Here is a 24404-nt window from a genome sequence, read left to right on the forward strand (position 1 = left end):
AGTCCCTGGTCAAACAGGAAAACCGCCCCGATGGCGATTTTGTCACAACAGCTACGCTGTCATTCCTGCCGCGAGGAAAGGTACCAGCTTATCGACAACTTGCGCAATATCAGCACGGCTACCAAGGTCATGCTCCGCCATAGCCGTCAGTGCATCGGCACCCGACAAGGTAAATACCGTGGCACCCAGCATAAAGTGAATGCGCCAAAAGCGTTCTTCGTTCGACAAATCCGGCGTCGCTGCGGTAATTAACTCCATATAGTCGCGAAACAAGGTGCCGTATTCTGCCCGCAAAAACTTGCGTAAATGGCCCTGGCCTTGAGTGTAAGCCAGCCCTAACAAACGCATAAAAATGCCCAATCGATGGGGATTGCTGCCGCCACTGCGCATGGATGCCGACGACAACAGCCGCAGCAACTCACCGAGCTTGGGTGGCTCGCCTTGCAAGCGCTGTCGATAGTCGTTCAGATCTTGTTCTAGCCCTTCACTAAAGGGCGCTAAAAAGCGCGCAAACACCGCCTGAATCAGAGATTTCTTGGAGCCAAAGTGATAATTCACCGCCGCCAAATTCACCCCCGCCTTGGTGGTGATGTTACGCAGCGAGGTTTCGGCAAAACCACGCTCGGAGAACAATTCTTCAGCAGCATTCAAAATAGCTTTGGCAGTGTCTTTCTGAGCCATACCAGCATCTCTGTAAACGATTGTTTCAAACATACGTTTAAAACATCCTTGACGCAAGTCTCCTGCACGTTCCAAGCATCGCTGAGAACAAGAAAATGCACAATTTGTGACTCAGGTTTACAGCCCCCAACATACTGTATATATTTACAGACACTGTATAAATCACCAGATGGACGCACGCATGACCAAGCTGACCCAAAGGCAACAACAAGTGCTGGACTTTGTTCGCTCAGCACTGGAAGCGACTGGCTTCCCACCCACCCGGGCAGAAATCGCCCGTCAGCTCGGCTTCCGCTCAGCCAATGCCGCCGAAGAACACTTAAAAGCGCTGGCGCGCAAAGGAGCCATTGAAATTATGCCAGGCGCATCACGCGGCATTCGCATTGTTGAGGAAGAACAGCCTGGCCTGCCTATCATAGGTCGCGTTGCCGCCGGTAACCCAATACTGGCAGAAGAACACGTTGAAGATTACTGCGATATTCCTGCCAGCTTTTTTAAACCAGCAGCCGATTTTTTGCTGGAAGTGCACGGCGACAGTATGCAGGACATTGGCATTATGGATGGCGACTATATCGCTGTGAATAAACGAGAAACTGCTCGTAACGGCGAAATCATCGTGGCGCGGGTCGATAACGAAGTAACCGTCAAACGCTATGAGAAAAAACGCAGCAAAATCTTTTTGCATGCCGAAAACGCAGCGTACCAGCCCATTGAAGTGGATTTAAAAACCAGCGAGTTTGCAATCGAAGGATTGTATGTCGGTGTGATTCGCCGTCAGTAATATACGGAGGCACTATGCAACAGCTGTCCCTTGCCATGTCTGATGCGCCCGTGTGGTTAAAAACCACCCAGGTCGGTAGTTTGACTGAAATGATTATCAGTGATGGCAGCGCTATCAATCCGATGCAGCTGTTGCCATTATTATCCCAATGCAACCAGGGACAGCGCTGGTTAATGTGGCTCAGCCCACATCCAAAAATGAATAAACAATGGCTGCAAAGTTTAGGCTTACACCATGCAGCCGTCATCCAGCTAGATTGCCGCCCAGACAATCAGCTGCAGCTGTGCTTACAAGTGATTGCGGCCGGTAACAGCCATCTGATGATCGAGTGGCAAGGCAAACTAAGCGCCCTGCAGCGCCAGCAACTCGAACAAGCCGCTCGGCAAAGCCAGACCGAAGTCATGCTGATCCAACGACGCCAGCAAGCGGCAGCCTAACGCACCTCACCCGGGAAGCTTCGTTACCTGTACTAAGCTAGACACTGACCGGATAGGCTGAGTCTATTTCTCACTAATCTTGACCACTCAGTCAGCGCCAAGCCAGGAACAGTGCGCAACGACAGACTGTTGTGCAATTCTGCCTGTGCTAGAATGCGCCGCTTTCTCAACAAATTGAGGTGCACACCATGGCAGCCACCGTTGGCATTATCATGGGCTCCAAGAGCGACTGGCCCACCATGCAGTTCGCTGCGGAGATGCTCGATAAACTGCAAGTGGAGTACGAAGTAAAAGTCGTATCTGCCCACAGAACCCCAGATCTGTTGTTCGACTACGCCAAAAATGCGCACACCCGCGGCCTCAAAGTCATCATTGCTGGCGCTGGTGGCGCTGCCCACTTACCAGGCATGGTGGCGTCACAAACGGCATTGCCAGTATTAGGTGTGCCCGTTAAGTCACGCGCACTGAACGGCCTCGATTCGTTGCTTTCGATTGTGCAAATGCCTGGCGGCGTAGCAGTCGGTACCCTAGCCATTGGCGATGCCGGTGCCAAAAATGCTGGCTTGTTGGCAGCGCAAATTCTGGGTACACACGATATCGACCTGCAACACAGAGTTGAGCAGTTCCGTCAGGAGCAAACTGAAGATGTGCTCGAACTGCCCGATCCACGCAACGCCGACTAAGTCATACGGACGTTTTATTGGTTATGAAGATTGGTATTCTTGGCAATGGTCAGCTCGGTCAAATGCTGGCAGACAGCATCCACGACCTTGCCGATATTGAAGTCAGCCTGTACGACCTACGGGCGCACAGCGCAGAAGCACTGAACGCTTTCCTGCAAGCAGCAGATCGCATCAGCTACGAAACAGAAAACATCAGTGCCGACGTTGTTAATCAGCTCGAAGAATATGCCGACAAGCTATTTCCTAGCCTTGAGGCGCTAAAAACGTTTCAAAATCGCCTGCTAGAAAAACGTGCTTTGCGTGCTGCTGGTATCGACACCGCTGAGTTTTGGGCCGTTAACAGCCTGGCGGATCTACATCAGGCTATCGACCAACTGGGCCTGCCGTTGGTACTAAAAACCACCACCGAAGGCTACGATGGCAAGGGGCAATTTGTCATTAAACAAGCAGACCAGGCACAGCAAGCCTGGGACAGCATTGGTCAGCGAGAGTTGATTGCCGAGGCGTTTGTAACCTTTGAGCGTGAAACTTCGGTCATCGCCAGTCGCGACCAAGATGGCAATATGGTGGTCTGGCCAATGACAGAAAATGTGCACCATGACGGCATTTTGCGCTACTCCCTATATCCGGCTCCAGCGTTGACCAGTGATAAGCAAGCCCAAGCAGAGCAATACGTTCGCCAACTCGCCGACAGTCTCGACTATGTCGGCACGCTGACACTGGAACTGTTTGATACTGCCGATGGCCTGGTAGCCAATGAGGTGGCGCCTCGTGTCCACAACTCCGGACACTGGTCCATTGAAGGCGCTGCCACCAGCCAGTTTCGTAATCATATGCTGGCCATCAGCGGCAAAGCACTGGGACAACCCAACGCCAAACACAACAGCGTGGCCATGCTCAATGTGATCGGTGATGAACAGCCTGCCTTGCTGGCCGACTCCCTCAGCAATGCCCATCGCCACAGTTATGGCAAACAAGCACGTCCGCAACGCAAACTTGGCCACATCACCATCACGGCTGACAGCAATGCCGAGCGCGATGCCATTATCGATCAACTGCACGCCGTATTGCCGGCGCCCACCTGGCCACAGAGGTAAACCATGGCTAAGTCGTTACAGGAGCAACTATTAGCTGCTGGCTTGGTAAACAATAAAAAAGCCAAGCAAAACCAACGGGAAAAAAAGCGCCAGCAGCATTTGCAGCGCACCGGTAAAGAAGACGTGGTTGACGAAGCCAAAGTAGGCGCCGAGCAAGCCCGTAAAGCCAAGGCTGAACGCGACCGCGAACTCAACCGCCAGCGCGACGAACAGGCACAGAAAAAAGCCATTGCCGCGCAAATCCGTCAGCTGATTGCCAGCAATGCCATCAGCAGTGACAAAGCTGACGTGCGTTATCAATTTGTTGGCCCGGATAACAAAGTAAAACCGATCCACGTTGACCAGGCTATTTTTGACCGTTTAAGTCGCGGTCAGTTGGCCATCATGGAGCTTGATAGCAGCTTTGCGGTGATTCCAGTTCCGGTTACAGACAAGATCCGCCAGCGTGATAGCGACATCTTTATCTATATCGCCGATTCCAGTGCTGATCAGTTAGATGAAGACGATCCTTACGCTGCCTACCAGATTCCTGACGATCTGATGTGGTAACGCCATTCAGCCCATCGAGCCAATACTGGTGGGCTGATCCTTTCAAGATTGTTCGATAATCGCCGCCTGCTATACCTCTCTCAAGCTATACCCTCACTAGCTATACCCTCTCTCCAGCTTATCTCTCCTTGCTGTATCGCTAGCGTCTGGGCACACCGCCATGATCCGGGTCAATGACCTGATAGCAACGTACTGGCAAGCTCAATAAACGGAAGGGAGATGCCATTGAAAAAGATACTGTTCAGCACTGCCGTTATCGCGACGCTGGCCACCGCTTGGTGGTTTAAGCCCGCGCCCGCCATCCCAGTGCAAAGTCATCAGGTCAGCGCTGGACGGGTAGAACAGCTGGTGGCCAATACCCGTTCTGGCACCGTAGAAGCTTGTCAACGCTCCAAGTTATCCCTGTCTCAAGGTGGTCAGGTAGCCAAACTGTATGTTCAGCAAGGTGACCTAGTTAGCGCCGGCCAGCCATTATTAGAACTGTGGAACGATGATCTCCAAGCGGCCCAACAACAAGCGCAAGCGGAACTGCAACTGGCGAAATTGCAGTTACAAGCTAGCTGTCAGCAAGCCAAGCTTGATCAACGCGAAAGCCAGCGCATTATGGATTTACGCACCCGTAATCTGGCTTCAGAAGAAGCTGCTGATAGAGCCACAACCAAAGCCCAGATCAGCCGCTTTGCTTGTCAGCAACAGCAAGCTCAAGTTAACCGCGCCCAGGCAAGCTTAAAGCTACAGCAAGCTCGCTTGGCTCAAACACAACTATTTGCTCCATTTGATGGCGTCGTAGCCGAGGTTAATGGCGAGATTGGTGAATATGCAACCCCCTCCCCACCCGGGGTCGCCACACCACCGGCCATTGATCTGATCAACACCCACTGCATTTATGTCAGAGCCCCCATCGATGAAGCCGAAGCCGCTGCCATCACCATCGGCATGGCTGCACGCATCAGCCTGGATGCCTTTCGAGACAGAACCTTTACCGGCCAGGTCAGCCGTATAGCACCTTATGTGCAAGACTACGAAGCCCAGGCACGGACCGTTGATATCGACGTACAGCTGGATCCATTGGCGGACGATGTGCACCTGCTGATCGGCTATTCGGCCGATCTGGAGATCATCACAGATCAGCACGACAATCACCTGCGCATTCCAACGGAAGCACTGCTCGATGGTCAAAAGGTCTTTGTGATTCGCGATGGACGGCTAGTCTCACAAGCCATCGATATAGGTCTCAGCAACTGGACTTGGACCGAAGTACAGCAAGGGCTGGACAGTGGCGATCATATCCTGATGACCCTCGATCATGCTGATATCAGCGAAGGAAGCCTGGTCGAGATCAACAATGCCGATGATTAAACTGCAGCACATCGACAAAACCTTTGTCCTTGGCGATCAGCCCGTGCATGCCCTCACAGATATCAAACTGGAGGTGGCAGCGGGAGAATACCTGTCCATCATGGGCCCATCTGGCTCAGGAAAATCGACTCTGTTAAACCTACTCGGGCTGTTAGACACTGCAGATCAGGGCCAGGGAGAGTATTGGCTCAACGGCAGCAATACCGTGCAGATGAGCGAGGAACAAAGGGCTCGTTATCGACGCCAGCACATTGGTTTTGTGTTTCAGTCTTACCATTTAATTCCTAGACTCAGCGCCAGTGAAAATATTGAACTACCGATGATTCTGGCAGGCATCACTCCTGCCGAGCGCCAACGTCGGTTGATACCCGTGATTGAGCGCTTGGGGCTAAGCAAACGTGCCGGCCATCTGCCCCATCAATTGTCAGGTGGCCAACGCCAGCGTGTCGCTATCGCTCGCGCCATTATTATGAAACCCGCTCTGCTGCTGGCCGATGAACCGACCGGTAATTTAGACAGTCGCACTGGTCAAGATGTGATGGCCACATTAGAAGAACTCAACAGCGGTGGTATCACCTTGATCATGGTGACCCATGATCACGACCTCGGCCGCCGCGCGCAGCGCACTTTGACCTTGGTTGATGGCCATATTACCTACGATGGTCCAGCGGAGGCGCTGTGATTCGTTGGCACGATCAGCTGCGCTTTAACCTTAAAGCTCTGCTGCGCCAGCGCTTTCGCACCCTGATGCAATTATTGGCGATGGCCATTGGTGTGTTCGCTGTGGTGCTGTTAACGGGTCTGGGCGAAGGCGGTCGACGCTATGTTATTAACGAGTTTTCCCTGCTCGGCAAAGACGTTCTGATTATGTTGCCAGGCCGCAAAGAAACGACTGGCGGACTGCCACCTTTGACCGGAGAGGGCACACGCGACATTACCCTGCAAGACGCTCAGGCCGTTTTACGGCACAGACAGGTGAGTGCCGTGGCTCCCATTATTGCCGCCAGTGGTGACATCAGTGCTTATGGGCGCTCGCGAGAATCCCTGGTGATTGGCACCAACCGTGATTTTTTTGCCATGCGTCAGTTATCACTGCAACAGGGTCAAGCACTGCCAGCCATCGAATTACACATTGCTCAGCCAGTCTGCGTTATTGGTGCAAAACTCAAACAAGCTTTGTTTGCTCATCGACCCGTGCTGGGGCAGTGGCTAGGCGTGGCTGGCCATCGTTGCCGTGTCATTGGCGTATTGGCCGACACTGGCACGGGCTTGGGGATGGATATGAGCCATGCTGTGCTGATGCCAGTCGCCAGCACACAGCAAATATTTAATGCCCATGGCCTGTTTCGGTTAATGATCCAGTTGCGCACCCTGCACAACTTACCAGTCACCGTGCGGTCACTGGAGCAGCGAATGCAACAGCAGCACGATGGACAGCTCGACGTCACCTTGATCACACCTGATTCACTACTGGCTGCGTTTGACAGCATTTTGGCGGTTATCACCATGGCTGTCGCTGCCATTGGCGGCATCAGCTTATGTGTTGCCGGGGTATTAATCATGAACATGACTCTGATTAGCGTCAGTCAGCGGACCGCAGAAATTGGTTTATTGAAGGCACTTGGCAGCTCAGCTGTAGAAATTCGCCGGCTGTTTATTGGTGAAGCGCTGTTACTTACCTTAGCTGGGGCCAGCCTTGGCATTGCCAGCGCCGAAGCTTTGCTGTGGGCCGCTAGCCAACGCCTAGGCATCAGTTTTATTGCGCCCTGGTGGGCCAGTGCCCTGGCTCTACTCGTTGCTCTGGGCAGCAGCCTGGTGTTTTCCTGGTCACCGGCCAGTCGCGCCGCTGGCATGGCGCCCGTGCAAGCGCTGCAACAGCAGATGGGGAAATAACATGCGTGCCGCCGATGGTTTTAAGCTGGTGTTATCGTCACTGCGTTTTACCCCGAAAAAAAGCGCATTAACGGCTCTGGGCATTGCCATCGGTATTACCGCGGTTACCTTGTTGACGTCCCTCGGTGAAGGCGTACGCCACTATGCGATGAGCAATTTCACCCAGTTCGGCACCCGTATTCTGGCGATATCACCCGGCAAGAGTGAAACTGCTGGCATGGGAGGGCTGCTCAGTTCTGTCCGATTGCTAACGGTCAGCGATGCCCGAGCATTACAACAGCTCAGCGGCGTCGACTACGTGGTGAGCAATGTACAAGGCAGTGGTGCGGTGCGCTTTCAGCAGCGCCAACGACACACTGAGATATTGGGCACTAACGCCGACTTCGCCGCTGCTTGGTCATTCTCTTTAGCCAGCGGCCGCTTCTTGCCCAAGTCCGACAGCAACAGTCCGCCATTCGCCGTACTTGGGCATAAAGTTAAAACCGAACTGTTCCGCCAGCACAGTGCCTTGGGCCAATTTATTCGCATCGGCGGTCAACGCTTTCGTGTTATTGGTGTGATGCAACCCAAAGGCAGCATGCTGGGGTTTGATCTCGATGATATGGTGTATATCCCCGACGATCGTGCCTTGACGCTGTTTAACCGCGCCGGATTAATGGAAATCGATGTGGTTTTTTCAGCCTCTACCACAGCCGCTACGGTGAGTCAGCGGGTGACCGATCTGCTCATTCGCCGCCACGGCCAAGAAGACTTTACCATCATCACTCAGGATGAAATGCTGTCCAGTCTGAACAGCATATTGCATGTATTAACGCTGGGAGTTGCTGCATTAGGGTCCATATCCCTGCTGGTGGGAGGCATTGGCATCTTTACCATCATGACCACCAATGTTCGCGAACGCACCGCTGAAATCGGTTTATTACGCGCCATTGGCATGGCAAAGCGCGACCTGTTGTTGCTGTTTCTGGCCGAAGCCATGATGTTATCGCTGCTGGGAGGCGTGGCTGGTATTCTGGTAACGGTCAGTTTGATTGCTTTCGGTGTGATCTTACTGCCCGATTTTCCTGTTTTTTTAAGTCCGTTTTATCTGATTATGTCACTGTTATTTTCTGCTCTGATTGGCTTACTGGCCGGTATCGTTCCTGCTTGGCAAGCGGCACAGCTGCACCCCATAGAGGCCCTTAGAGCAGAATAACAACAAGATCAAACGACCCTTGAAGTGCTAAAGCGTGAAGCCAGACTAGCGATTAAAGCGACTCACCAGTTCAAGCTGTGCTGCTGCCGCTTCGTCCATTTGTTGACTCAACTTAGCGTCAGCATCGATTAATTCAGCCGTTTCCGCACTGCTGTCACGGATTTGAGATATTCGCCTAGCAATATCGGTCGACACTTTTGATTGCTGCTCAGCCCCGGCCGCCATTTCCTGAGCACTGATAGCGATAGCATCAACGGCTTGCAGCAGCTCGGCTAATTGCGTGGCTACATCTTGCATGCGCTGCTGAGTTTCGCCGGCGCCGTCTCTCCCTTCTTTCATTCGCAATACCAAACCTGCAACCTGCTGCTGGATTTGCGTCAGCGCTTGTTGAATACGCTCAGTCGAACGCTGGGTGTCACCAGCCAGACTGCGAACTTCATCCGCTACCACAGCAAAACCACGCCCAGCCTCACCCGCACGTGCCGCTTCAATGGCCGCATTGAGGGCCAGCAGGTTGGTTTTTTCGGCAATGGCATCAATGGAGCTGGCGATGGTGCCAATTTCCGCCACTAATTGATCGAGCTGCTGCGCTTGCTCGGCGTCTTTTACCAAGTGATCGTGCTGTTCGCTTATCAGTTTCACCACATCGGCCAGCACATTGCGACCTTGCTCCCCCAGCCTGCGAGACGCATCGGCATCGCCTGAGACCTTAGTCACCGATTGACTGATTTCATCGATACTGGCGCTCATTTCTTCCGTTGCGACGGCGATCTGATCGGTTTCGGAGGTTAACTGCTGCATCGCATGACTGCTGTGGCGTGCGTTGTCGGCTACCTGGCGTGACTTATCCACCACCGACTGGCTGCTGTGTTTAACCATGCCGGTGATGGTGCGTACCGCGGATTGATCGATAATTTGCTGCAGCCGGTAACAAGCCAGATTGCTCACCTCGCCACTGAAAATATATTGAGTTAATGCATCATGGCTGATCGGCGTGCGGCACTGATCCACCGGCATTAACCAGGTTTGCAGCCAGCGATCAAGTAACACCGCCAGCGCCGCAGTGGCCAGCAATAAGCCCAGCGCCAATGTGATATGCGCTGACCAAGCGGCGAATATCGCTCCCGGCAGTGCTAACAACAACCACATCGGCATCATTCTTCGCACTCGTGGAATCACCCTCTGCCACCAAGCAAAAGGCGCCTTGCCCGCATTAAGCCGGGCATATACTGATTCTGCCCGCGCTACCTGGCTGGCACTGGGCTTTACACGAACGGACTCATAGCCGCAGATTTTGCCATGGTCATAAATAGGTGTGACATGGGCATTGACCCAATAGTGATCGCCGTTTTTACAGCGGTTTTTGACAATGCCAACCCAGTGATTGCCATCTTTTAAGTGCTTCCACATCAGCTCAAACGCCGCCTGTGGCATATCGGGATGGCGGATTATATTGTGTGCCTGACCGATCAGCTCAGATTCTCCATAACCTGAAATATCGAGAAAATCCTGATTCACGGTTTTAATGACACCGCGTGCATCAGTTGCAGAGACAATGCTTTGACGATCGCCCATCGGATGATCGACTTGAGTCACCGGAAAGTTTCGACGCACACCCTAAGCCCTTAGTGGCCAAACAGCTAAGTAGCAGATAACAGAGTGCGATATCTGCTTTATAGGTGTAGGGCAAAGTGCTGAAGAATACCAACTCACAGCACACACGCTATCCGCTGTGTCGCACATATACCTTGCCGATGTCGTCACCGCTTAGGTCATGGTCCCTATGCCGCACCTATAAAAACAATCAAGGCAGCAACTGCTGCCAAAAACGGCCCACATCGGTAGCTAAATCCATATTCGGATAACAATGAACGTATTTACCACGGCGCTCAACACGAATCAGCCCGGCATCCTGCAACGCATGGACATGATGTGACACCGTCGGCGCCCCCACTTTTAACTTGTGTATCAAATCCGCCACTCCGCAACCGGCCTCTGGCGCACTGATGCCTTGCTCGGCACTGGCGATTACAGCACGGTAAATTTGCAGCCGATTGGGATTGGCCAACGCCTTAAATATCTGGCTGAGCTGTTGATCTGTCATTCAGTCATCCGAAGCAATAGGTTAATAATTTGACAAGTATCGAAATATCTGGCGTGATTACAATCAATTCGAAACCCATCGAAGAGAGACTATGAAGATATTAATCGTCGGTGCCGGTGCCGTTGGGCTAGTGTATGGGCAGCACTTTGCCCGTGCTGGCCATCAGGTGCAGTACCTGACTAAAAAGAAATATGCCGCGAGCTTTCACTCAGGTGTTCGCCTCACCCGCCTACAGCCATTTCGCCAGCCACGTTCTCAGGTAGAGCCAGTTGCACTGCGTTATGACTGGCAGGGTGACTATGAGCTTGTGGTTTTGGCCATTTCATCTCCAGCACTAAGACAACTGGATTGGCCTGAGGTAACACGGCAACTCGGGAACACGCCTATTCTCATGCTACAACCCAGCAGCGCCGACTTGTCGTTACTTGAGCAGCACTTTAATCCCCAGCAAATCGTGCAAGGGCTGATTAGCCTCATCGCTTATCAAGCGCCGCTACAGACGCCCTGCATGGATCACATAGAATATTATTTGCCGCCCATCGCAATGCCGGTTTCGGGCAAAAAAGATCTGCGAGACAATGTTATTCAGCTGTTTAAACACAGCGGAATTGCCGCAACGGCCAGCCCTTCTGCTGTTGCCGCATCAAAGCTGCCATCGGCATTTTTAATGACCTTTCTGGCTGCACTGGAGCAAGCACACTGGCAATTCAACATTTTGCGCCAGCAGCCGCATCTGCTCAAGCAACTCGCTTGTGCTCAGTCGCAATTGTTACCTCAGTTACAACCACTAACCTGGTGGCAAAAAATATTATTTCAGGGAGTTTTAACGCCAGCCTGTTATCGTTTGCTGCTTCGCCTGGCACCGTATTCGGTTCCGCTGCCGCTAGAGCGATACCTGCATTACCACTTTATCAAGGTACGCGAGCAAACCTATCTTTATCTAACAGACTATCAGCAACAATATCCCAGCCAAGCCCTAAGGGAGCTGACCGCTACACTTGAGAACGCATATCTGTGATTTCTTCCAGAATATCCAGATATTCATGATCATCGATGCCGATTTGCTCAAAGTATTGCTGTTGATATTGCTCCCATTGATGATCATTTTTGGCTTGCTTGATTTGCATTTGAATGTTGTCAGCAATTTTCAGCACCGCTAGCAGCATATTTTCGTTGTAATCATCGTTGTAGCCGAGGTAGTCAACATTGTGATGGTTCAGTATTACGTGACAGATATCCGTCGGCAAATTCCAGGTATTGGCAATGATAAATCCTACAATGGGATGGCTGGTGTTATAAAACTGATCTTCATACACAGCCAGTGATTCATTTTCATCACTATTAGCCGCCTTAATGCAGTCTAAATAGGTGTCGTGAAACTTCATCGCCATCGCTGCAATACCGCAGTCATGAAACAACCCAGTGGTATACAGGTTTTCCTGTGGGATCTTGTCCTTAATACGCCCGCCTATATAAACCATGGCTTCCGCCACTTCCGTGGCCTCATCCCACAATCGCTCAAAACTGATGGCTGACTTACCATGAAACGCTTGTCGCAGCATCACCGCAGCCAACAAGGTAGTGGTCGCATCCAATCCCAGCATCATAACCGCCTGGCGCGTATCACTGACAACCCGTCCCATGCCAAACATGGGCGAATTAATGGTTTTCAGTACCGCAGATGAAAGTCCCAAATCCTTGCTGATCAGCTCCGCCAATACAGACAAGTCCGGCTCATCTGCGCGACACTCTGCCTGGGCACGCGTTAATAATTCGGGCGGAGAAGGGACAAAAAATGAGTGTTTAAGTCCTTCTAGATAGTCTTGATCCAAGGTCAACATGGCGCGTCCTGATGCTTCCTTCGCTCTCCACAACCCTAGACCAGTTTGCCTTGGAAGACAGCGAAGAAAGTAACCAAAGATGCCATCAATCTGAACAAGCGGGTGCCAACAGGCATACAGCCACCGAGCGAGGCTGCGCACGCTCGGCTAATAAAGAACTGGGGTGTTAAAACGGCACGTCGTCGTCGAAGGCAGGAGGAGCAAAGTCGGCAGCAAACCCGCCAGCCGGCTGAGCATCACCGGCACGCTCCACTTTCCAAGCCTGCAAGCTAGTGAAGCACTTTTCAGGTTTGCCCGGTGCATTCCAAAGACGACCCGACAAGTTAAACGTCACTTGAACTTCGTCACCAACCTGATAGCTGTCCATCAGTGCACATTTATCTTTAATCAGCTCCAGCGCCACGTAATTGGGGTAGTCTGGATTCTCACCCTCCCCTGACAACTTGATCACAAACTCGCGTTTGGTAAAGCCGTTTTGACCATACTCTCGCGTCTGATCGATGGAGTGAATGATTCCTTGTGCTTCAAAACTTTTAGACATGCAACGTCCCAAACCAGCAAATTAAAAAAGCGATCATAACATCGCACACCAATGGCCTAAACACCCAAGCCAATCCCTAAACCGTTGGACAGACAACCCGATAGTCGAGTTACATCAAGGCTCAGGCCGTCAGCATGGTGACTTTTTCTTCCTGCTGCAAAATGGGCTGAATCGAGGCCAGAGCATTGCGTCGGTCTTCCGACTTAAACCACAGATTCCAAGCTTCTTGGTTTTTCCAATTGGTGATAATGATTCGATGGTTAGAATCCATAGCGTCTTTATACGTCGCGCCTGACACATAACCTTGGGCCTCGAGCATGGCACGCAGAGTATCTTTAATGGCCGCGTCATAGGTGCTTTCCATACCGGTAGCGATTTGACGTTCAATAATCACCTTGATCATAGTGAGTCCTTTAGCTGTGCACGATTGATACCTTATGCACTGAGCATAACCAATGTTGATGAACAAATGGAATAAGAGAAGGAGTCTTTGGCCATGAATAGCCCATCGGCTTACACCCTTATCAGTGCGACAGCAGGCGGCATTGGTCAGGCGTTGCTGCACCAGCAACTACAATGTGGCCCGGTAATCAGTTTGTCTCGACAACCGCGGCCAAGCCTCGATTACCAACCAGAGCACCCCTGGCAGCATATTCAAATCGACCTGAGCGAGCCGAGTTGTGTCAGCACGCTGGAACAAGCACTGGCGCCCTACCGCATAGCACAGGTGTTCGCTTGTACAGGCGTATTGCACAGTGAACAGCAGCAACCCGAAAAGTCGTTGCGCTCATTACATCGCGATTGGTTGCTACACAGCATCGATATTAATGTTCTCACACACGTTCACCTGGCCCAGGCCCTGGATGCCAAGGTATCGGCCAGTCGACCGTTGCGATGGATGTCGTTATCAGCCAAAGTCGGCAGCATTGGAGATAATGGTTTAGGCGGCTGGTATAGCTATCGCATGAGCAAAGCGGCGCTCAATATGCTAATCAAAAACCTGGCCATCGAATGGAGCCGAAAAAGCCCCGAAAGCATTGTTACCGCCGTTCACCCGGGCACAACCGACACTCAGCTATCAAGGCCATTTCAGCGCAATATTCCTGCGCAAAAGCTGTACAGTTCAAAGCAAACCGCACAGCGATTAACTGCGTTAATGGAGCAGTTAAGCGCTCAACAGCATGGCAAATTGCTATTTTGGGATGGCAGCACACTGCCCTGGTAATGTCGACAAAGCGGTCTTTTCCAAAAACAGACAGCAATGGTGGACAAAAAGCGTCTAAGATAAAGAGTACGCACCCGGTCAATTCTCCCTGAGTTGGCATAAATGACTGTATCAGTGGGAGGTATTTATGAAACTGTCTCCAACCCGTCAACCGCCTGTCGACGCCATGCACTCGTTATTAGCTTCGCAACAGCTTAGTCATGAGCGCAGCGAGGAATTGCGTCAGCGTCAAAAGGACAAGCACGACAGCGAAGACGACGAACTCACACCCGCAGAGCACTGGCTCAACGTTTTTTTTCATGGTTGGCGTTAAGCCAACCGATTCTTATCCATCCAATTGCTGCTTAACAAAAGCACCTACTGCCTCGGCCGCAGTTATCCAGTGTTGTTGCTGAGTTAGACCACTGGCTTTACGTGGTTTAAAATCGTGATCCCCATCGGCCAGCCACAACCACTGCACTCCTGAGGCGAGCGAATAACCAGCCACTTCCGTTTGATTACCCATCGGGTCGCGCTCACCCTGGATAATGAATTGTGGCACCTGCAACGATTGCAGATGGTCTATGCGCAAACGCTCGGGTTTACCCAGCGGGTGAAACGGATATCCCAGACAGACACAACCTTTAACAGCGGGCTGTAAAGGCGGAGTATGCGCCAGCATGGAAGCAATACGCCCTCCCATAGATTTGCCAGCAATGATGCAAGGCCTGCCGGCTTGTTCTATTTGCCGAGACATAGCCTGCAGCAACTTGTCGGCACGATCCGGTGGGCGCTTTTTGCCATCTAGTTGGCGCTTTTGCATGTAAGGAAAGTCAAAGCGCCATACTTGTATGCCCTGGCCAGCAAGGTGCTCAGCCATATACTGCATAAAATCGCTACGACTGTCGGCCCCGGCGCCATGGGCCAGGATAAGCAAAGGGCCATTGTCTGGGCCAAGAATAATACGAGAGTCTGTCATAGCTGTCCGTTGAGTTGATGTGCAAGCGCGATGTTTGAGTGGCGATGTCGCCGCACATCATACACTCAGAGCTCATTCCAATGTCTCAGAAAGACCCAAGCACCGTGTTCTTGCTCTGCATCAATATCTTGCATGACGCGGCTACTATGATGCATCTATCCATTGCCAGCATTTGCAGCCGCCGGCAATGGGTAGAAGGTGCCAAAGGCGAGCAAAGAATCCCTGAAAACCCCAGAGACTCTGAAAAAGAACCTGTAGTGCCTTCAATAACATAGGTTAACCCCATGTTATTTAAGGTGTTTGGCTGGCATGGCGTTGCAAATAGCGGGCCCTGCCGGGATAATGTCGCACCGTTTTTTAACCCTCAATCCTCGCTGTTAAATGGAATCTGATCATGAGCACAGCATTTGACCATCCCGAGTACAACTACAAGGTGGTAAGACAATTTGCCGTCATGACTGTAGTTTGGGGCATAGTCGGTATGGCGGTTGGTGTTTTAATCGCCGCTCAGCTGGCCTGGCCTGCACTGAACTTTGATACCCCTTGGTTGTCTTTTGGACGTTTACGTCCGCTGCACACCAACGCGGTTATTTTCGCATTTGGCGGTAGCGCCTTGTTCGCCACCTCCTACTATATTGTGCAGCGAACCTGCCGTACTCGCCTGTTCTCGGACACGCTGGCTTCATTTACCTTCTGGGGGTGGAACGCCATCATTGTCGCAGCAGCGATCACTTTGCCGATGGGCTTCACCTCGGCCAAAGAATACGCTGAGCTGGAATGGCCCATCGATATTGCTGTAGCGCTGGTCTGGGTGTCTTATGTGATCAACTTCCTCGGCACCGTCGCCAAACGCAAAGAAGCCCACATCTATGTTGCTAACTGGTTCTTTGCTGCCTTCATGATCATGGTTGCCATTTTGTACATTGGTAACAACCTGGCTGTACCGGTATCCATGTTTAAAGCGTATTCGGTTTACGCCGGTACCGTCGACGCCATGGTGCAGTGGTGGTGGGGCCATAACGCCGTTGGTTTCTTCCTGACCGCAGGCTTCCTCGGCATCATGTATTATTTTGTACCCAAGCAAGCGGGTCGTCCGGTGTATTCTTACCGTCTGTCGATCGTGCACTTCTGGGCACTGATTTCTATCTATGTATGGGCGGGTGGTCACCACTTGCACTATTCCGCACTACCAGACTGGGCACAAACTGCGGGTATGGTAATGTCTTTGATCCTGTTAGCACCCAGCTGGGGTGGCATGATCAACGGTATGATGACGCTGTCGGGTGCTTGGCATAAACTGCGCAACGATCCTATCTTGCGCTTCCTGGTGGTTTCTCTGTCGTTCTATGGCATGTCGACCTTTGAAGGTCCGATGATGTCAATCAAGACGGTCAATGCCTTGTCGCACAACACCGACTGGACCATTGGTCACGTTCACTCAGGCGCATTGGGCTGGGTTGCCATGGTTTCTATTGGTGCTCTGTATCACCTAATCCCAGTTATGTTTGGCCGCAAAGCCGGTGAAATGTACTCCAACTCTCTGATTAACGTGCACTTCTGGTTATCTACCATTGGTACCGTACTGTACATCGCTGCGATGTGGGTAAACGGCATAATGCAAGGTCTGATGTGGCGCGCAGTCAATGCCGACGGCACCTTGACTTACAGCTTTGTTGAATCAGTAGAAGCTTCTCACGGTGGTTATGTCGTGCGTGTTATCGGCGGGGCTCTGTTCCTACTGGGCATGTTGATCATGGCCTATAACGTCTACATGACTGTACGTACCGCCAATAAAGAAGCCGCGCACGCGGTACCGGCTCAGGCGTAAGGAGTAGCAGACAATGATTAAGCACGACGATATTGAACGCAGTTTGCCGCTGATGGTGGTGATGATTGTCATCGCACTGAGCTGGGGCGGTATGGTGGAAATTGTTCCACTGTTTTTCCACGACGACACCACTGAGCCCGCTGAAGGCCTGAAGCCTTTAAATGCGCTGCAGCTGGAAGGCCGTGACATCTATATTCGTGAAGGCTGCCACGTGTGTCACACACAAATGGTGCGTCCTTTCCGCGCAGAAACAGAACGCTACGGTCCTTACTCCGTATCGGGCGAATCTGTTTATGAGCACCCATTCCTGTGGGGCTCAAAGCGTACCGGTCCTGACCTGGCGCGCTTGGGTGGTCGCTATTCAGATGAATGGCATCGTGCTCACATGTACAACCCGCGCGACGTAGTACCTGAGTCCATCATGCCATCGTATCCGTGGCTGTTTGAGAACACAGTCGATGGTCGTGATACACCGAAGAAGATGAAGGCACTGCGCATGGTCGGCGTTCCTTACACCGAAGAGGACATCGAAGGTGCGAAGGAAGCCGTTGACGGCAAGCCTGAAATCGAGGCTCTGGTTGCTTACCTACAGCAGCTGGGCACAGTGATTACTAAACGGTAACCCTATGGACATTAACGACGTGCGCGGCCTCGGCTCCATCTTTGCTCTGATCGCTTTTGCCGGAATTTTCTGGTGGGCGTATGGCTCAAGCCGCAGAAAGCGCTTTGAAGACGATGCTGAAATTCCATTTCTCGACAACGACGAAATGCCAGCGCACGACGATAACGATCGGAGTAAATAAGTTATGTTAGATTCATTCTGGCAAATATGGATCATGGTGATCACACTGGGTTCCATCGCTGGCTGCGGGTTACTGATTCAGTACACCAGCCGCGGCCAACGCAAAGAAGAAACCGATGAGACCACTGGTCACGCCTACGATGGCATTCAAGAACTGGACAATCCACTGCCACGTTGGTGGGTGATGATGTTCTGGGCCACCATCGTGTTTGCCCTCGCCTACTTGGTGGTGTATGGCTTTGGTAATATCAAAGGCGTGCTGACAGTAAAAGTTGATGGTCAGGAAGTCGCCTGGAGTTCTCAAAACCAGTGGAAGGCCGAAGTACAAAGCCTCGAAGAGAAAATCGCACCACTGTATAACGAGTACGCAGAAACTCCCATTGCCGAGCTGATTCATAACGAAGAAGCCATGCAAACGGGTCAGCGTCTGTTCAAGAGCAATTGTTCTGTCTGCCACGGTACCACGGCCAAAGGCGCACGTGGCTTCCCGAACTTGACCGACGGCGACTGGTTGTACGGCGGCGCACCGGAAAACATTGTGCAAACCATTACCCATGGTCGCCAAGCAGCCATGCCCGCTTGGCATAGCGCCCTGGGAGATGACGGCGTGGCCGACATGACCCAATACGTACGCAGCTTGTCTGGTTTGGATCATGACAATGCCGCAGCTGATCGTGCAGCGCCTAAGTATCAAATGCTGTGCATGGCTTGCCACGGCGCTGACGGTAAAGGCAACCAGATGGTTGGTGCACCGAACTTGACCGATGACGTTTGGCTGTATGGTGGTTCGACCAAAGACATCACCTTCACGCTGAAAAACGGTCGTAATGGTCGCATGCCAGCATTCGGTGACATTTGGGATACCAATACCGAGCAGAAAATCCATGTTGTTTCGGCCTACGTTTATTCTTTGTCACAAAAGAAATAAACGGCCTCAGCTCAACTGAGTTATCTGTTGAGCTATGACAACAAAGATGAAAAAAGCGGCTTTTTAGCCGCTTTTTTCATTATTTCGCACCAGATAAGACTATATAATCAACGCGTTATATTCACAGCGTTAGCCGTCCTTTCGACCTTCAGAAACGCCGTACACGCATCACAGCCGACACAAGGTGGTTTGCAGCTATGAGTGATCACATCCCGGTCAAAAACGTGACTCCTGAACCCCAGTCCATGTACCAGAAGCGCGAAAAGATATATGTACGCGAGGTACACGGGCTGTTTCAGAAAATCCGCACCTATTCCTTGTGGGCATTGATGTTGGCTTATTACGGCACCGCTTGGATCAGCTGGGGCGGTCGCCAAGCGGTGCTCTTTGATCTGCCAGCACGGCAGTTTCACATTTTTGGCGCCACCTTCTGGCCACAAGACTTTATCTTGTTGTCGACCCTACTCATCATTTGTGCCTACGGACTGTTCACCATTACCAATATGGCTGGCCGGGTCTGGTGTGGTTATACCTGCCCACAGTCGGCCTGGTCATTTTTATTTATGTGGATCGAAGAGCGTGCCGAAGGCTCACGTAACCAGCGCATAAAGCTGGATAAAGAGCCCATGAGTGCCAGCAAGTTTCGCAAAAAAGCCATTAAACATCTGGCTTGGCTGGTGGTGGCTGTATGGACTGGTGTCACCTTTGTTGGTTACTTCGCCCCCATTCGTGAACTGGTGCCCGATATTTTTGCCCTCAACATCAGTGGCTGGGCTGCATTCTGGATCTTCTTTTTCACCGCCGCTACCTACATCAATGCTGGCTGGATGCGCGAGCAAGTGTGCATTTATATGTGCCCGTATGCGCGCTTTCAATCAGTGATGTATGACCGCGACACCCTGGCCGTATCATACGACTTCAACCGCGGTGAGCCACGAGGTAAGCGCAGCAAAAAAGCCAGCGATGCAGAACAGCAAGCAACGCTAGGTTCCTGTGTTGATTGCTCCTTGTGCGTGCAGGTATGCCCAACCGGCATTGATATTCGCGATGGTTTGCAATACCAATGCATTGGCTGTGCGTTATGTATCGATGCCTGCGACTCCATTATGGAAAAGCTCAATCAGCCCAAAGGCTTGATTCGCTATACCACTGAAAATGAGCTTGAAGGACAAACCACTCACTTTATTCGTCCGCGTTTGATTGGCTATGCCTCTTTATTGGCGTTGATGATTGGCGGATTTTTCTATGCCATGCTGACTCGCACGCCATTTGAACTCGACATTGAACGAGACCGCGGCAGCCTGTATCAAGTCACCCCAAATGACACGGTGGAAAATTATTACACCGTGAAACTGATGAACATGACCCAGCAACCGCAGACGTATTTGCTGTCGGTGGAGGGCATTGAGGGCATCCATATGGATGTCGACACTGAATACTTGATTCCGGTTAACCGGGTGCAAGAGTTGTCATTAACGCTGGAAGTAGACCCGAAAGCCGCCCAGCTCGATGGCAGCAAAACCTTGATCGAGTTTGTGGTGGTCGACAAAGCCACGGGCGAGGAAGTCGCACGCGAAAAAAGCCGCTTTATTGCCCCCCGTCAGTGATCCACCCTCGCTGACATATTGTTGCTGGAGCCTGGCCGTGCAAATGATTACACTTGTGCGGCTTTTTAAAGCCCAAATTCCCGTCAGATGTTGCTGAGTTCAGTATGAAACCCGAATCACAGTCCTCACCCAGCCGTTGGTACAAAGAACCCATGATGCTGCTGATCGTTGGCATCCCACTGGTGGCCGTTGCCTGGGGCGGCGTCATGTTGACCTTGGCGTTAAAAAGCAAGGACTCGCTGGTCAGCGATAGCTACTACAAAGATGGCGTGAGCTACACCGAAAACCAACATGCCTTTGAGGCAGCCAAACGCTTACAGGTCACTGCCGAGGTGCGTTTTGACAAAGATGAAGTTCGCCTCGAACTGCATGGCTACTTCGATGAATACCCCAATACGTTGCAGCTGCAACTGATCCATCCCACGCTGGAAGAGCGCGATCTGACTGTGTTTCTGCAGCGCATGCCAGACGGCAACTACGCCGGTGTTAACGAACTGGCTGTAGCTGAGCGCCGACGTATGTGGCTCAGTAGCCCAGAGCAAGGCTGGCAGATTCGCCATACGGCCTTAATTGAGCCTAAACAGGTCATCTCGCTAAGCTACCAATGAGCCAAGCTGACACACAGCTATGCTGCTACCATTGCGGCGAGCACACCGACGATGGCCAGCGCTGGGCCACAGTGATCGACGGCCAGCTGCAGCCGATGTGCTGTCCTGGCTGCAAAGCCGTGGCCGAGACCATTGTTGCCAGCGGCCTGAAAGACTATTACAAACACCGCACCGACTTGCCCGAGTTGTCGCCTTCTCAACAGGACAACGGTGACCTTGCCGCCCGCGAAGCGCTGCAAATTTATGACTCCAGTGCCATGCAGCAGCAATTTGTGGTGCAACACGGAGAGCAACTCGAAGCCACACTGATCATTGAAGGCATCAGCTGCGCCGCCTGTGGCTGGCTGATTGAACACAGATTAAAACAGCTCGATGGCGTTGATGCCGTCAGCTTAAATCTGTCCAACCATAGATTAAACCTGCGCTGGCAATCGCAGCAGCAACAGCTGTCACAACTGATGGAAGCCATTGCTCGTCTTGGCTATCAGCCAGCCCCTTTCTCGGCCACCGAACAAGAAGCCCAGCGCAAACGAGAAAGCCGTCAGGCCATTCGTCGTCTCGCCGTGGCTGGTATTGGCATGATGCAGGTTATGATGATCTCAGTGCCTATGTATGTCGGCATGGAGCTGCAATACGAAAACTTTATGCGCATTGCTGCACTGCTGCTCACCCTGCCAGTGGTACTGTTTAGCGCCAGGCCCTTTTTTGACGCCGCCCTGCGAGACCTTCGCAGCCGCCACTTGACCATGGATGTGCCGGTATCGCTGGCCATAATCCTGGCCTTTAGCGCCAGTATTTGGAGCACCCTGAATCAAGGCGTCGAGGTGTACTTTGATTCGGTTTGCATGTTCACTTTTTTCTTGCTGTTGGGGCGCTTTTTGGAAATGCGTGCCCGTCATCGCATGGGGCAAGCCGGCAACAATCTGATGACGCTGTTACCGACCGTCGCCATTCGTCTACGTGATGGCCAAGAAGAGGTGGTTGCTACGCAGGATATTCAACTCGGCGATGAGCTACTACTAAAACCCGGCCAGGCGATTCCCGCCGATGGCGTGGTGCTGGACGGTCGCAGCTCAGTCGACGAAGCGGCACTGACCGGCGAATATCTGCCGGTAAAAAAACAACCCGGTGATGCGGTTATCGGCGGTACGTTTAACGTCGAAAGTCCACTCACTATGCGCGTTCGGGCTACGGGGGCAGAAGCTCAGCTATCCACCATCATGCGCTTGATGGATCGAGCGCAACAAGAAAAACCCGCCATTGCGTTGTTGGCCGATCGTGTCGCCAGCTACTTTGTGGTGGCCGTATTGCTGATCTCGGCCAGTGTGGCGGGCTACTGGTGGTGGCAAGGCAATCCACACGCCTTCTTTATTGCCTTGTCGGTATTGGTCGTCACCTGCCCTTGTGCACTGTCGCTGGCGACACCGACAGCACTGACTGCCGCGACGGCAGCACTACGCGAATCAGGCTTATTAATCAGTAAGGGCCATGCATTAGAGAGCATGACCCACATTACGCGCTTGGTATTTGATAAAACCGGCACCCTGACACTGGGGCGTTTGACCTTAGCACAGTGCCAGCCGCTAACCGAGCGAGACGCTGATACCTGCTTAGCCATTATTGCCGGCTTAGAGCGCCACTCCACCCATCCCATTGCCCACGCCTTTAAGCACCTCAAGGCAACCGAGGTCAAAGATGTTGAGCAAACTGCTGGCGAAGGCATTCAAGGATCATTGAACGGTCACTGCTGGCGCTTTGGTCACAGCCAGTTTGCCAGCCGGCAGGCATTACCCACGCCCAGTGAAGATGACGGCCAGTGGCTGTTATTAAGCTGTGACTGGGTGCCTCAAGCCTGGGTGTTATTAAATGACAGCGTCAGAAAATCAGCCCAACCATTAATTCAAGGCCTACAGCAACAAGGGCTGAACGTAGCCTTATTAACGGGTGATCCGAGCCCCAGCGGCTTGCAACTGGCAAGCAGCCTGGGCATCGACGATGTTGCCATTGGCCAGTCACCGGACGATAAGTTGCAGGCGGTTCGCCGCTGGCAGCAGCAAGGTGAGCATGTGCTCATGGTCGGTGATGGCATCAATGACGTGCCCGTGCTGGCTGGCGCGGATTTATCGTTAGCCGTCAATGATGCCAGTGATTTGGCGAAAACCAATGCCGACTGCATGCTGACCAATGGCAACCTGAACATTATTCTACAAGCACTGAACCGAGCCCATCTGACTCGTCGCATCATTCGCCAAAACATTGGCTGGGCCTTGGGCTATAACCTGATTGCCCTGCCCGTGGCCGCTGCTGGATTGGTGCCTCCCTGGGCGGCGGCCATCGGCATGTCATTTAGCTCGCTACTGGTCGTTACCAATGCATTGCGGCTGGTGCGCCACAACAGAGGATAACTATGGACATCATTTACGTACTGGTGCCCTTGTCGCTGGTGTTACTGGGCGGTGCTATCGCCATTTTCTTCTGGGCGGTCCGCAGCGGTCAGTTCGATGATATGGAATCCCCCGCACACAAGATCCTGTTTGACGATGACGAGCCAGAGCGTAAGCCAGGCCAGCCAATAAAGCAGGAAAAGGACAGTGATTGAGCCATTATCGCTGATCACTGCCCTGTTGCTGGGGCTGTTTGGTGCCAGCCATTGTTTAGTCATGTGTGGTGGCATCGCTGCCTCCATGGGAAGCCGTATGCAACAACAGCGTTTCAGCGGCGCGCTGGTGTTTAATGCCGGGCGAATCTGCAGTTATGCTGTGGCGGGTGCGTTAGTCAGTGCTGCCGGTCTGTGGCTGCAAAGTCAGCACCAGTGGCTCATGATCGCGCTGCGCAGCCTGGCGGGGGTATTGCTTATTCTGATGGGGCTCTATATCGCTCGCTGGGCTTTATGGCTAAAGCGACTAGAGCAGCTCGGACAAGGACTGTGGCGACATCTGCAACCACTCACTCGCTCGTTAATCGGCAGCCACGAACTGATCGACCGCTGGTTATTAGGCATGTTGTGGGGCTGGCTGCCCTGCGGACTGATTTACAGCACCTTAAGCTGGGTTGCAGCCAATGCCGATCCACTGAATGGCGCCCTGGCGATGTTGGCCTTTGGCATCGGCACCCTGCCAGCCATGCTGACCGGCACCCTAGCTGCATCCGCGTTGATGCAACTAATTCAACAAACCTGGCTGCGGCGTGCTTCGGGCTCCCTGTTAATACTGTACGGCGGCTGGACCCTGGTGTCTGTCTGGCTTGGCCATCACTAGGCACCAGATAATTGAGCCTGTTGGAAAACC

General features: G+C 52.4%; 28 protein-coding genes. 21 read left to right on the plus strand and 7 right to left on the minus strand.

Going from position 1 to position 24404, the window contains the following annotated elements:
* Positions 1-51: 51 nt before the first annotated feature.
* Positions 52-714 (minus strand): TetR/AcrR family transcriptional regulator, encoded by a 663-nt coding sequence (locus AC55FS_RS14430; RefSeq protein WP_496932958.1) that lies wholly within the window; start codon positions 712-714, stop codon positions 52-54.
* A 148-nt stretch (positions 715-862) separates the two neighbouring features.
* Here AC55FS_RS14430 and lexA point away from each other — a divergent pair, with 148 nt between their 5' ends.
* The 9 genes from lexA (at position 863) to AC55FS_RS14475 (ending at position 8675) form a co-directional block, all read left to right on the plus strand.
* Positions 863-1462 carry a transcriptional repressor LexA gene (lexA, locus tag AC55FS_RS14435; RefSeq protein ID WP_496932959.1) on the plus strand — a complete coding sequence of 200 codons (600 nt, stop codon included), beginning with the start codon at positions 863-865 and terminating at the stop codon, positions 1460-1462.
* 14 nt (positions 1463-1476) lie between these two features.
* Complete coding sequence (locus AC55FS_RS14440; protein WP_496932961.1) at positions 1477-1899, plus strand: cell division inhibitor SulA; 423 nt, start codon at positions 1477-1479, stop codon at positions 1897-1899.
* A gap of 188 nt (positions 1900-2087) precedes the next feature.
* Positions 2088-2582: a 5-(carboxyamino)imidazole ribonucleotide mutase gene (gene purE / locus AC55FS_RS14445; protein WP_496932962.1), complete on the plus strand. Its 495-nt coding sequence runs from the start codon at positions 2088-2090 to the stop codon at positions 2580-2582.
* A gap of 23 nt (positions 2583-2605) precedes the next feature.
* Complete coding sequence (locus tag AC55FS_RS14450; RefSeq protein ID WP_496932963.1) at positions 2606-3679, plus strand: 5-(carboxyamino)imidazole ribonucleotide synthase; 1074 nt, start codon at positions 2606-2608, stop codon at positions 3677-3679.
* Positions 3680-3682: 3 nt separating this feature from the next.
* The gene (locus AC55FS_RS14455) at positions 3683-4228 is read left to right on the plus strand and encodes a DUF2058 domain-containing protein (RefSeq protein ID WP_496932964.1); all 546 of its coding nucleotides are present in this window, start codon (positions 3683-3685) and stop codon (positions 4226-4228) included.
* 225 nt (positions 4229-4453) lie between these two features.
* A complete protein-coding gene (locus tag AC55FS_RS14460) occupies positions 4454-5587 on the plus strand; it encodes an efflux RND transporter periplasmic adaptor subunit (protein ID WP_496932965.1) in 1134 nt (377 codons plus the stop codon).
* The gene (locus AC55FS_RS14465) at positions 5574-6269 is read left to right on the plus strand and encodes an ABC transporter ATP-binding protein (protein WP_496932966.1); all 696 of its coding nucleotides are present in this window, start codon (positions 5574-5576) and stop codon (positions 6267-6269) included. The genes AC55FS_RS14460 and AC55FS_RS14465 overlap by 14 nt, the downstream gene beginning before the upstream one ends.
* Entirely contained in the window at positions 6266-7480 is a 1215-nt protein-coding gene (locus tag AC55FS_RS14470) for an ABC transporter permease (RefSeq protein ID WP_496932967.1), read from the plus strand. Before AC55FS_RS14465 ends, AC55FS_RS14470 begins: the two co-directional genes overlap by 4 nt.
* Position 7481: 1 nt before the next feature.
* Positions 7482-8675 (plus strand): ABC transporter permease, encoded by a 1194-nt coding sequence (locus tag AC55FS_RS14475; RefSeq protein ID WP_496932968.1) that lies wholly within the window; start codon positions 7482-7484, stop codon positions 8673-8675.
* A 45-nt stretch (positions 8676-8720) separates the two neighbouring features.
* On the opposite strand, the gene AC55FS_RS14480 is transcribed toward AC55FS_RS14475, so the two are convergent.
* On the minus strand, positions 8721-10289 hold the full coding sequence (locus tag AC55FS_RS14480; protein ID WP_496932969.1) for a methyl-accepting chemotaxis protein: 1569 nt from the start codon (positions 10287-10289) through the stop codon (positions 8721-8723).
* 190 nt (positions 10290-10479) lie between these two features.
* A complete protein-coding gene (locus AC55FS_RS14485) occupies positions 10480-10779 on the minus strand; it encodes an ArsR/SmtB family transcription factor (protein ID WP_496932970.1) in 300 nt (99 codons plus the stop codon).
* A gap of 91 nt (positions 10780-10870) precedes the next feature.
* On the opposite strand from AC55FS_RS14485, the gene AC55FS_RS14490 reads away from it, so the two are divergent.
* Positions 10871-11797 (plus strand): ketopantoate reductase family protein, encoded by a 927-nt coding sequence (locus tag AC55FS_RS14490; RefSeq protein ID WP_496932971.1) that lies wholly within the window; start codon positions 10871-10873, stop codon positions 11795-11797.
* On the opposite strand, the gene AC55FS_RS14495 is transcribed toward AC55FS_RS14490, so the two are convergent.
* From AC55FS_RS14495 to AC55FS_RS14505, 3 genes are all read right to left on the minus strand, one after another.
* On the minus strand, positions 11772-12620 hold the full coding sequence (locus AC55FS_RS14495) for an HDOD domain-containing protein (RefSeq protein WP_496932972.1): 849 nt from the start codon (positions 12618-12620) through the stop codon (positions 11772-11774). The genes AC55FS_RS14490 and AC55FS_RS14495 overlap by 26 nt on opposite strands.
* A gap of 166 nt (positions 12621-12786) precedes the next feature.
* Positions 12787-13161, minus strand: coding sequence for a DUF3127 domain-containing protein (locus AC55FS_RS14500; RefSeq protein ID WP_496932973.1), 375 nt, complete (start codon positions 13159-13161; stop codon positions 12787-12789).
* Between the two features lie 121 nt (positions 13162-13282).
* Positions 13283-13564 carry an antibiotic biosynthesis monooxygenase family protein gene (locus AC55FS_RS14505; protein ID WP_496932974.1) on the minus strand — a complete coding sequence of 94 codons (282 nt, stop codon included), beginning with the start codon at positions 13562-13564 and terminating at the stop codon, positions 13283-13285.
* A 93-nt stretch (positions 13565-13657) separates the two neighbouring features.
* On the opposite strand from AC55FS_RS14505, the gene AC55FS_RS14510 reads away from it, so the two are divergent.
* Both AC55FS_RS14510 and AC55FS_RS14515 read left to right on the plus strand, forming a co-directional pair.
* Positions 13658-14386, plus strand: coding sequence for an SDR family NAD(P)-dependent oxidoreductase (locus tag AC55FS_RS14510; protein WP_496932975.1), 729 nt, complete (start codon positions 13658-13660; stop codon positions 14384-14386).
* Positions 14387-14513: 127 nt separating this feature from the next.
* Entirely contained in the window at positions 14514-14699 is a 186-nt protein-coding gene (locus tag AC55FS_RS14515) for a hypothetical protein (RefSeq protein WP_496932976.1), read from the plus strand.
* Positions 14700-14711: 12 nt separating this feature from the next.
* On the opposite strand, the gene AC55FS_RS14520 is transcribed toward AC55FS_RS14515, so the two are convergent.
* Positions 14712-15344 carry an alpha/beta fold hydrolase gene (locus AC55FS_RS14520; RefSeq protein ID WP_496932977.1) on the minus strand — a complete coding sequence of 211 codons (633 nt, stop codon included), beginning with the start codon at positions 15342-15344 and terminating at the stop codon, positions 14712-14714.
* A gap of 394 nt (positions 15345-15738) precedes the next feature.
* Between AC55FS_RS14520 and ccoN the strand changes: the two genes are divergently transcribed.
* The 9 genes from ccoN (at position 15739) to AC55FS_RS14565 (ending at position 24374) form a co-directional block, all read left to right on the plus strand.
* Positions 15739-17172 (plus strand): cytochrome-c oxidase, cbb3-type subunit I, encoded by a 1434-nt coding sequence (ccoN, locus tag AC55FS_RS14525; RefSeq protein WP_496932978.1) that lies wholly within the window; start codon positions 15739-15741, stop codon positions 17170-17172.
* Positions 17173-17224: 52 nt separating this feature from the next.
* Entirely contained in the window at positions 17225-17794 is a 570-nt protein-coding gene (gene ccoO / locus AC55FS_RS14530; RefSeq protein ID WP_496935976.1) for a cytochrome-c oxidase, cbb3-type subunit II, read from the plus strand.
* Positions 17795-17798: 4 nt separating this feature from the next.
* Positions 17799-17975, plus strand: a complete 177-nt coding sequence (locus tag AC55FS_RS14535; protein WP_496932979.1) for a cbb3-type cytochrome oxidase subunit 3 — start codon at positions 17799-17801, stop codon at positions 17973-17975.
* A gap of 3 nt (positions 17976-17978) precedes the next feature.
* The gene (gene ccoP / locus AC55FS_RS14540) at positions 17979-18902 is read left to right on the plus strand and encodes a cytochrome-c oxidase, cbb3-type subunit III (protein ID WP_496932980.1); all 924 of its coding nucleotides are present in this window, start codon (positions 17979-17981) and stop codon (positions 18900-18902) included.
* Positions 18903-19099: 197 nt separating this feature from the next.
* Positions 19100-20509 (plus strand): cytochrome c oxidase accessory protein CcoG, encoded by a 1410-nt coding sequence (ccoG, locus tag AC55FS_RS14545; RefSeq protein ID WP_496932981.1) that lies wholly within the window; start codon positions 19100-19102, stop codon positions 20507-20509.
* A 104-nt stretch (positions 20510-20613) separates the two neighbouring features.
* Positions 20614-21117, plus strand: coding sequence for a FixH family protein (locus AC55FS_RS14550; RefSeq protein WP_496932982.1), 504 nt, complete (start codon positions 20614-20616; stop codon positions 21115-21117).
* Positions 21114-23522 (plus strand): heavy metal translocating P-type ATPase, encoded by a 2409-nt coding sequence (locus AC55FS_RS14555; protein WP_496932983.1) that lies wholly within the window; start codon positions 21114-21116, stop codon positions 23520-23522. The genes AC55FS_RS14550 and AC55FS_RS14555 overlap by 4 nt, the downstream gene beginning before the upstream one ends.
* A gap of 2 nt (positions 23523-23524) precedes the next feature.
* Entirely contained in the window at positions 23525-23716 is a 192-nt protein-coding gene (ccoS, locus tag AC55FS_RS14560; RefSeq protein WP_496932984.1) for a cbb3-type cytochrome oxidase assembly protein CcoS, read from the plus strand.
* Positions 23709-24374, plus strand: a complete 666-nt coding sequence (locus tag AC55FS_RS14565; protein WP_496932985.1) for a sulfite exporter TauE/SafE family protein — start codon at positions 23709-23711, stop codon at positions 24372-24374. Before ccoS ends, AC55FS_RS14565 begins: the two co-directional genes overlap by 8 nt.
* Positions 24375-24404 lie beyond the last annotated feature (30 nt).

The organism is Bacterioplanes sp. CLAM21 (assembly GCF_059641015.1).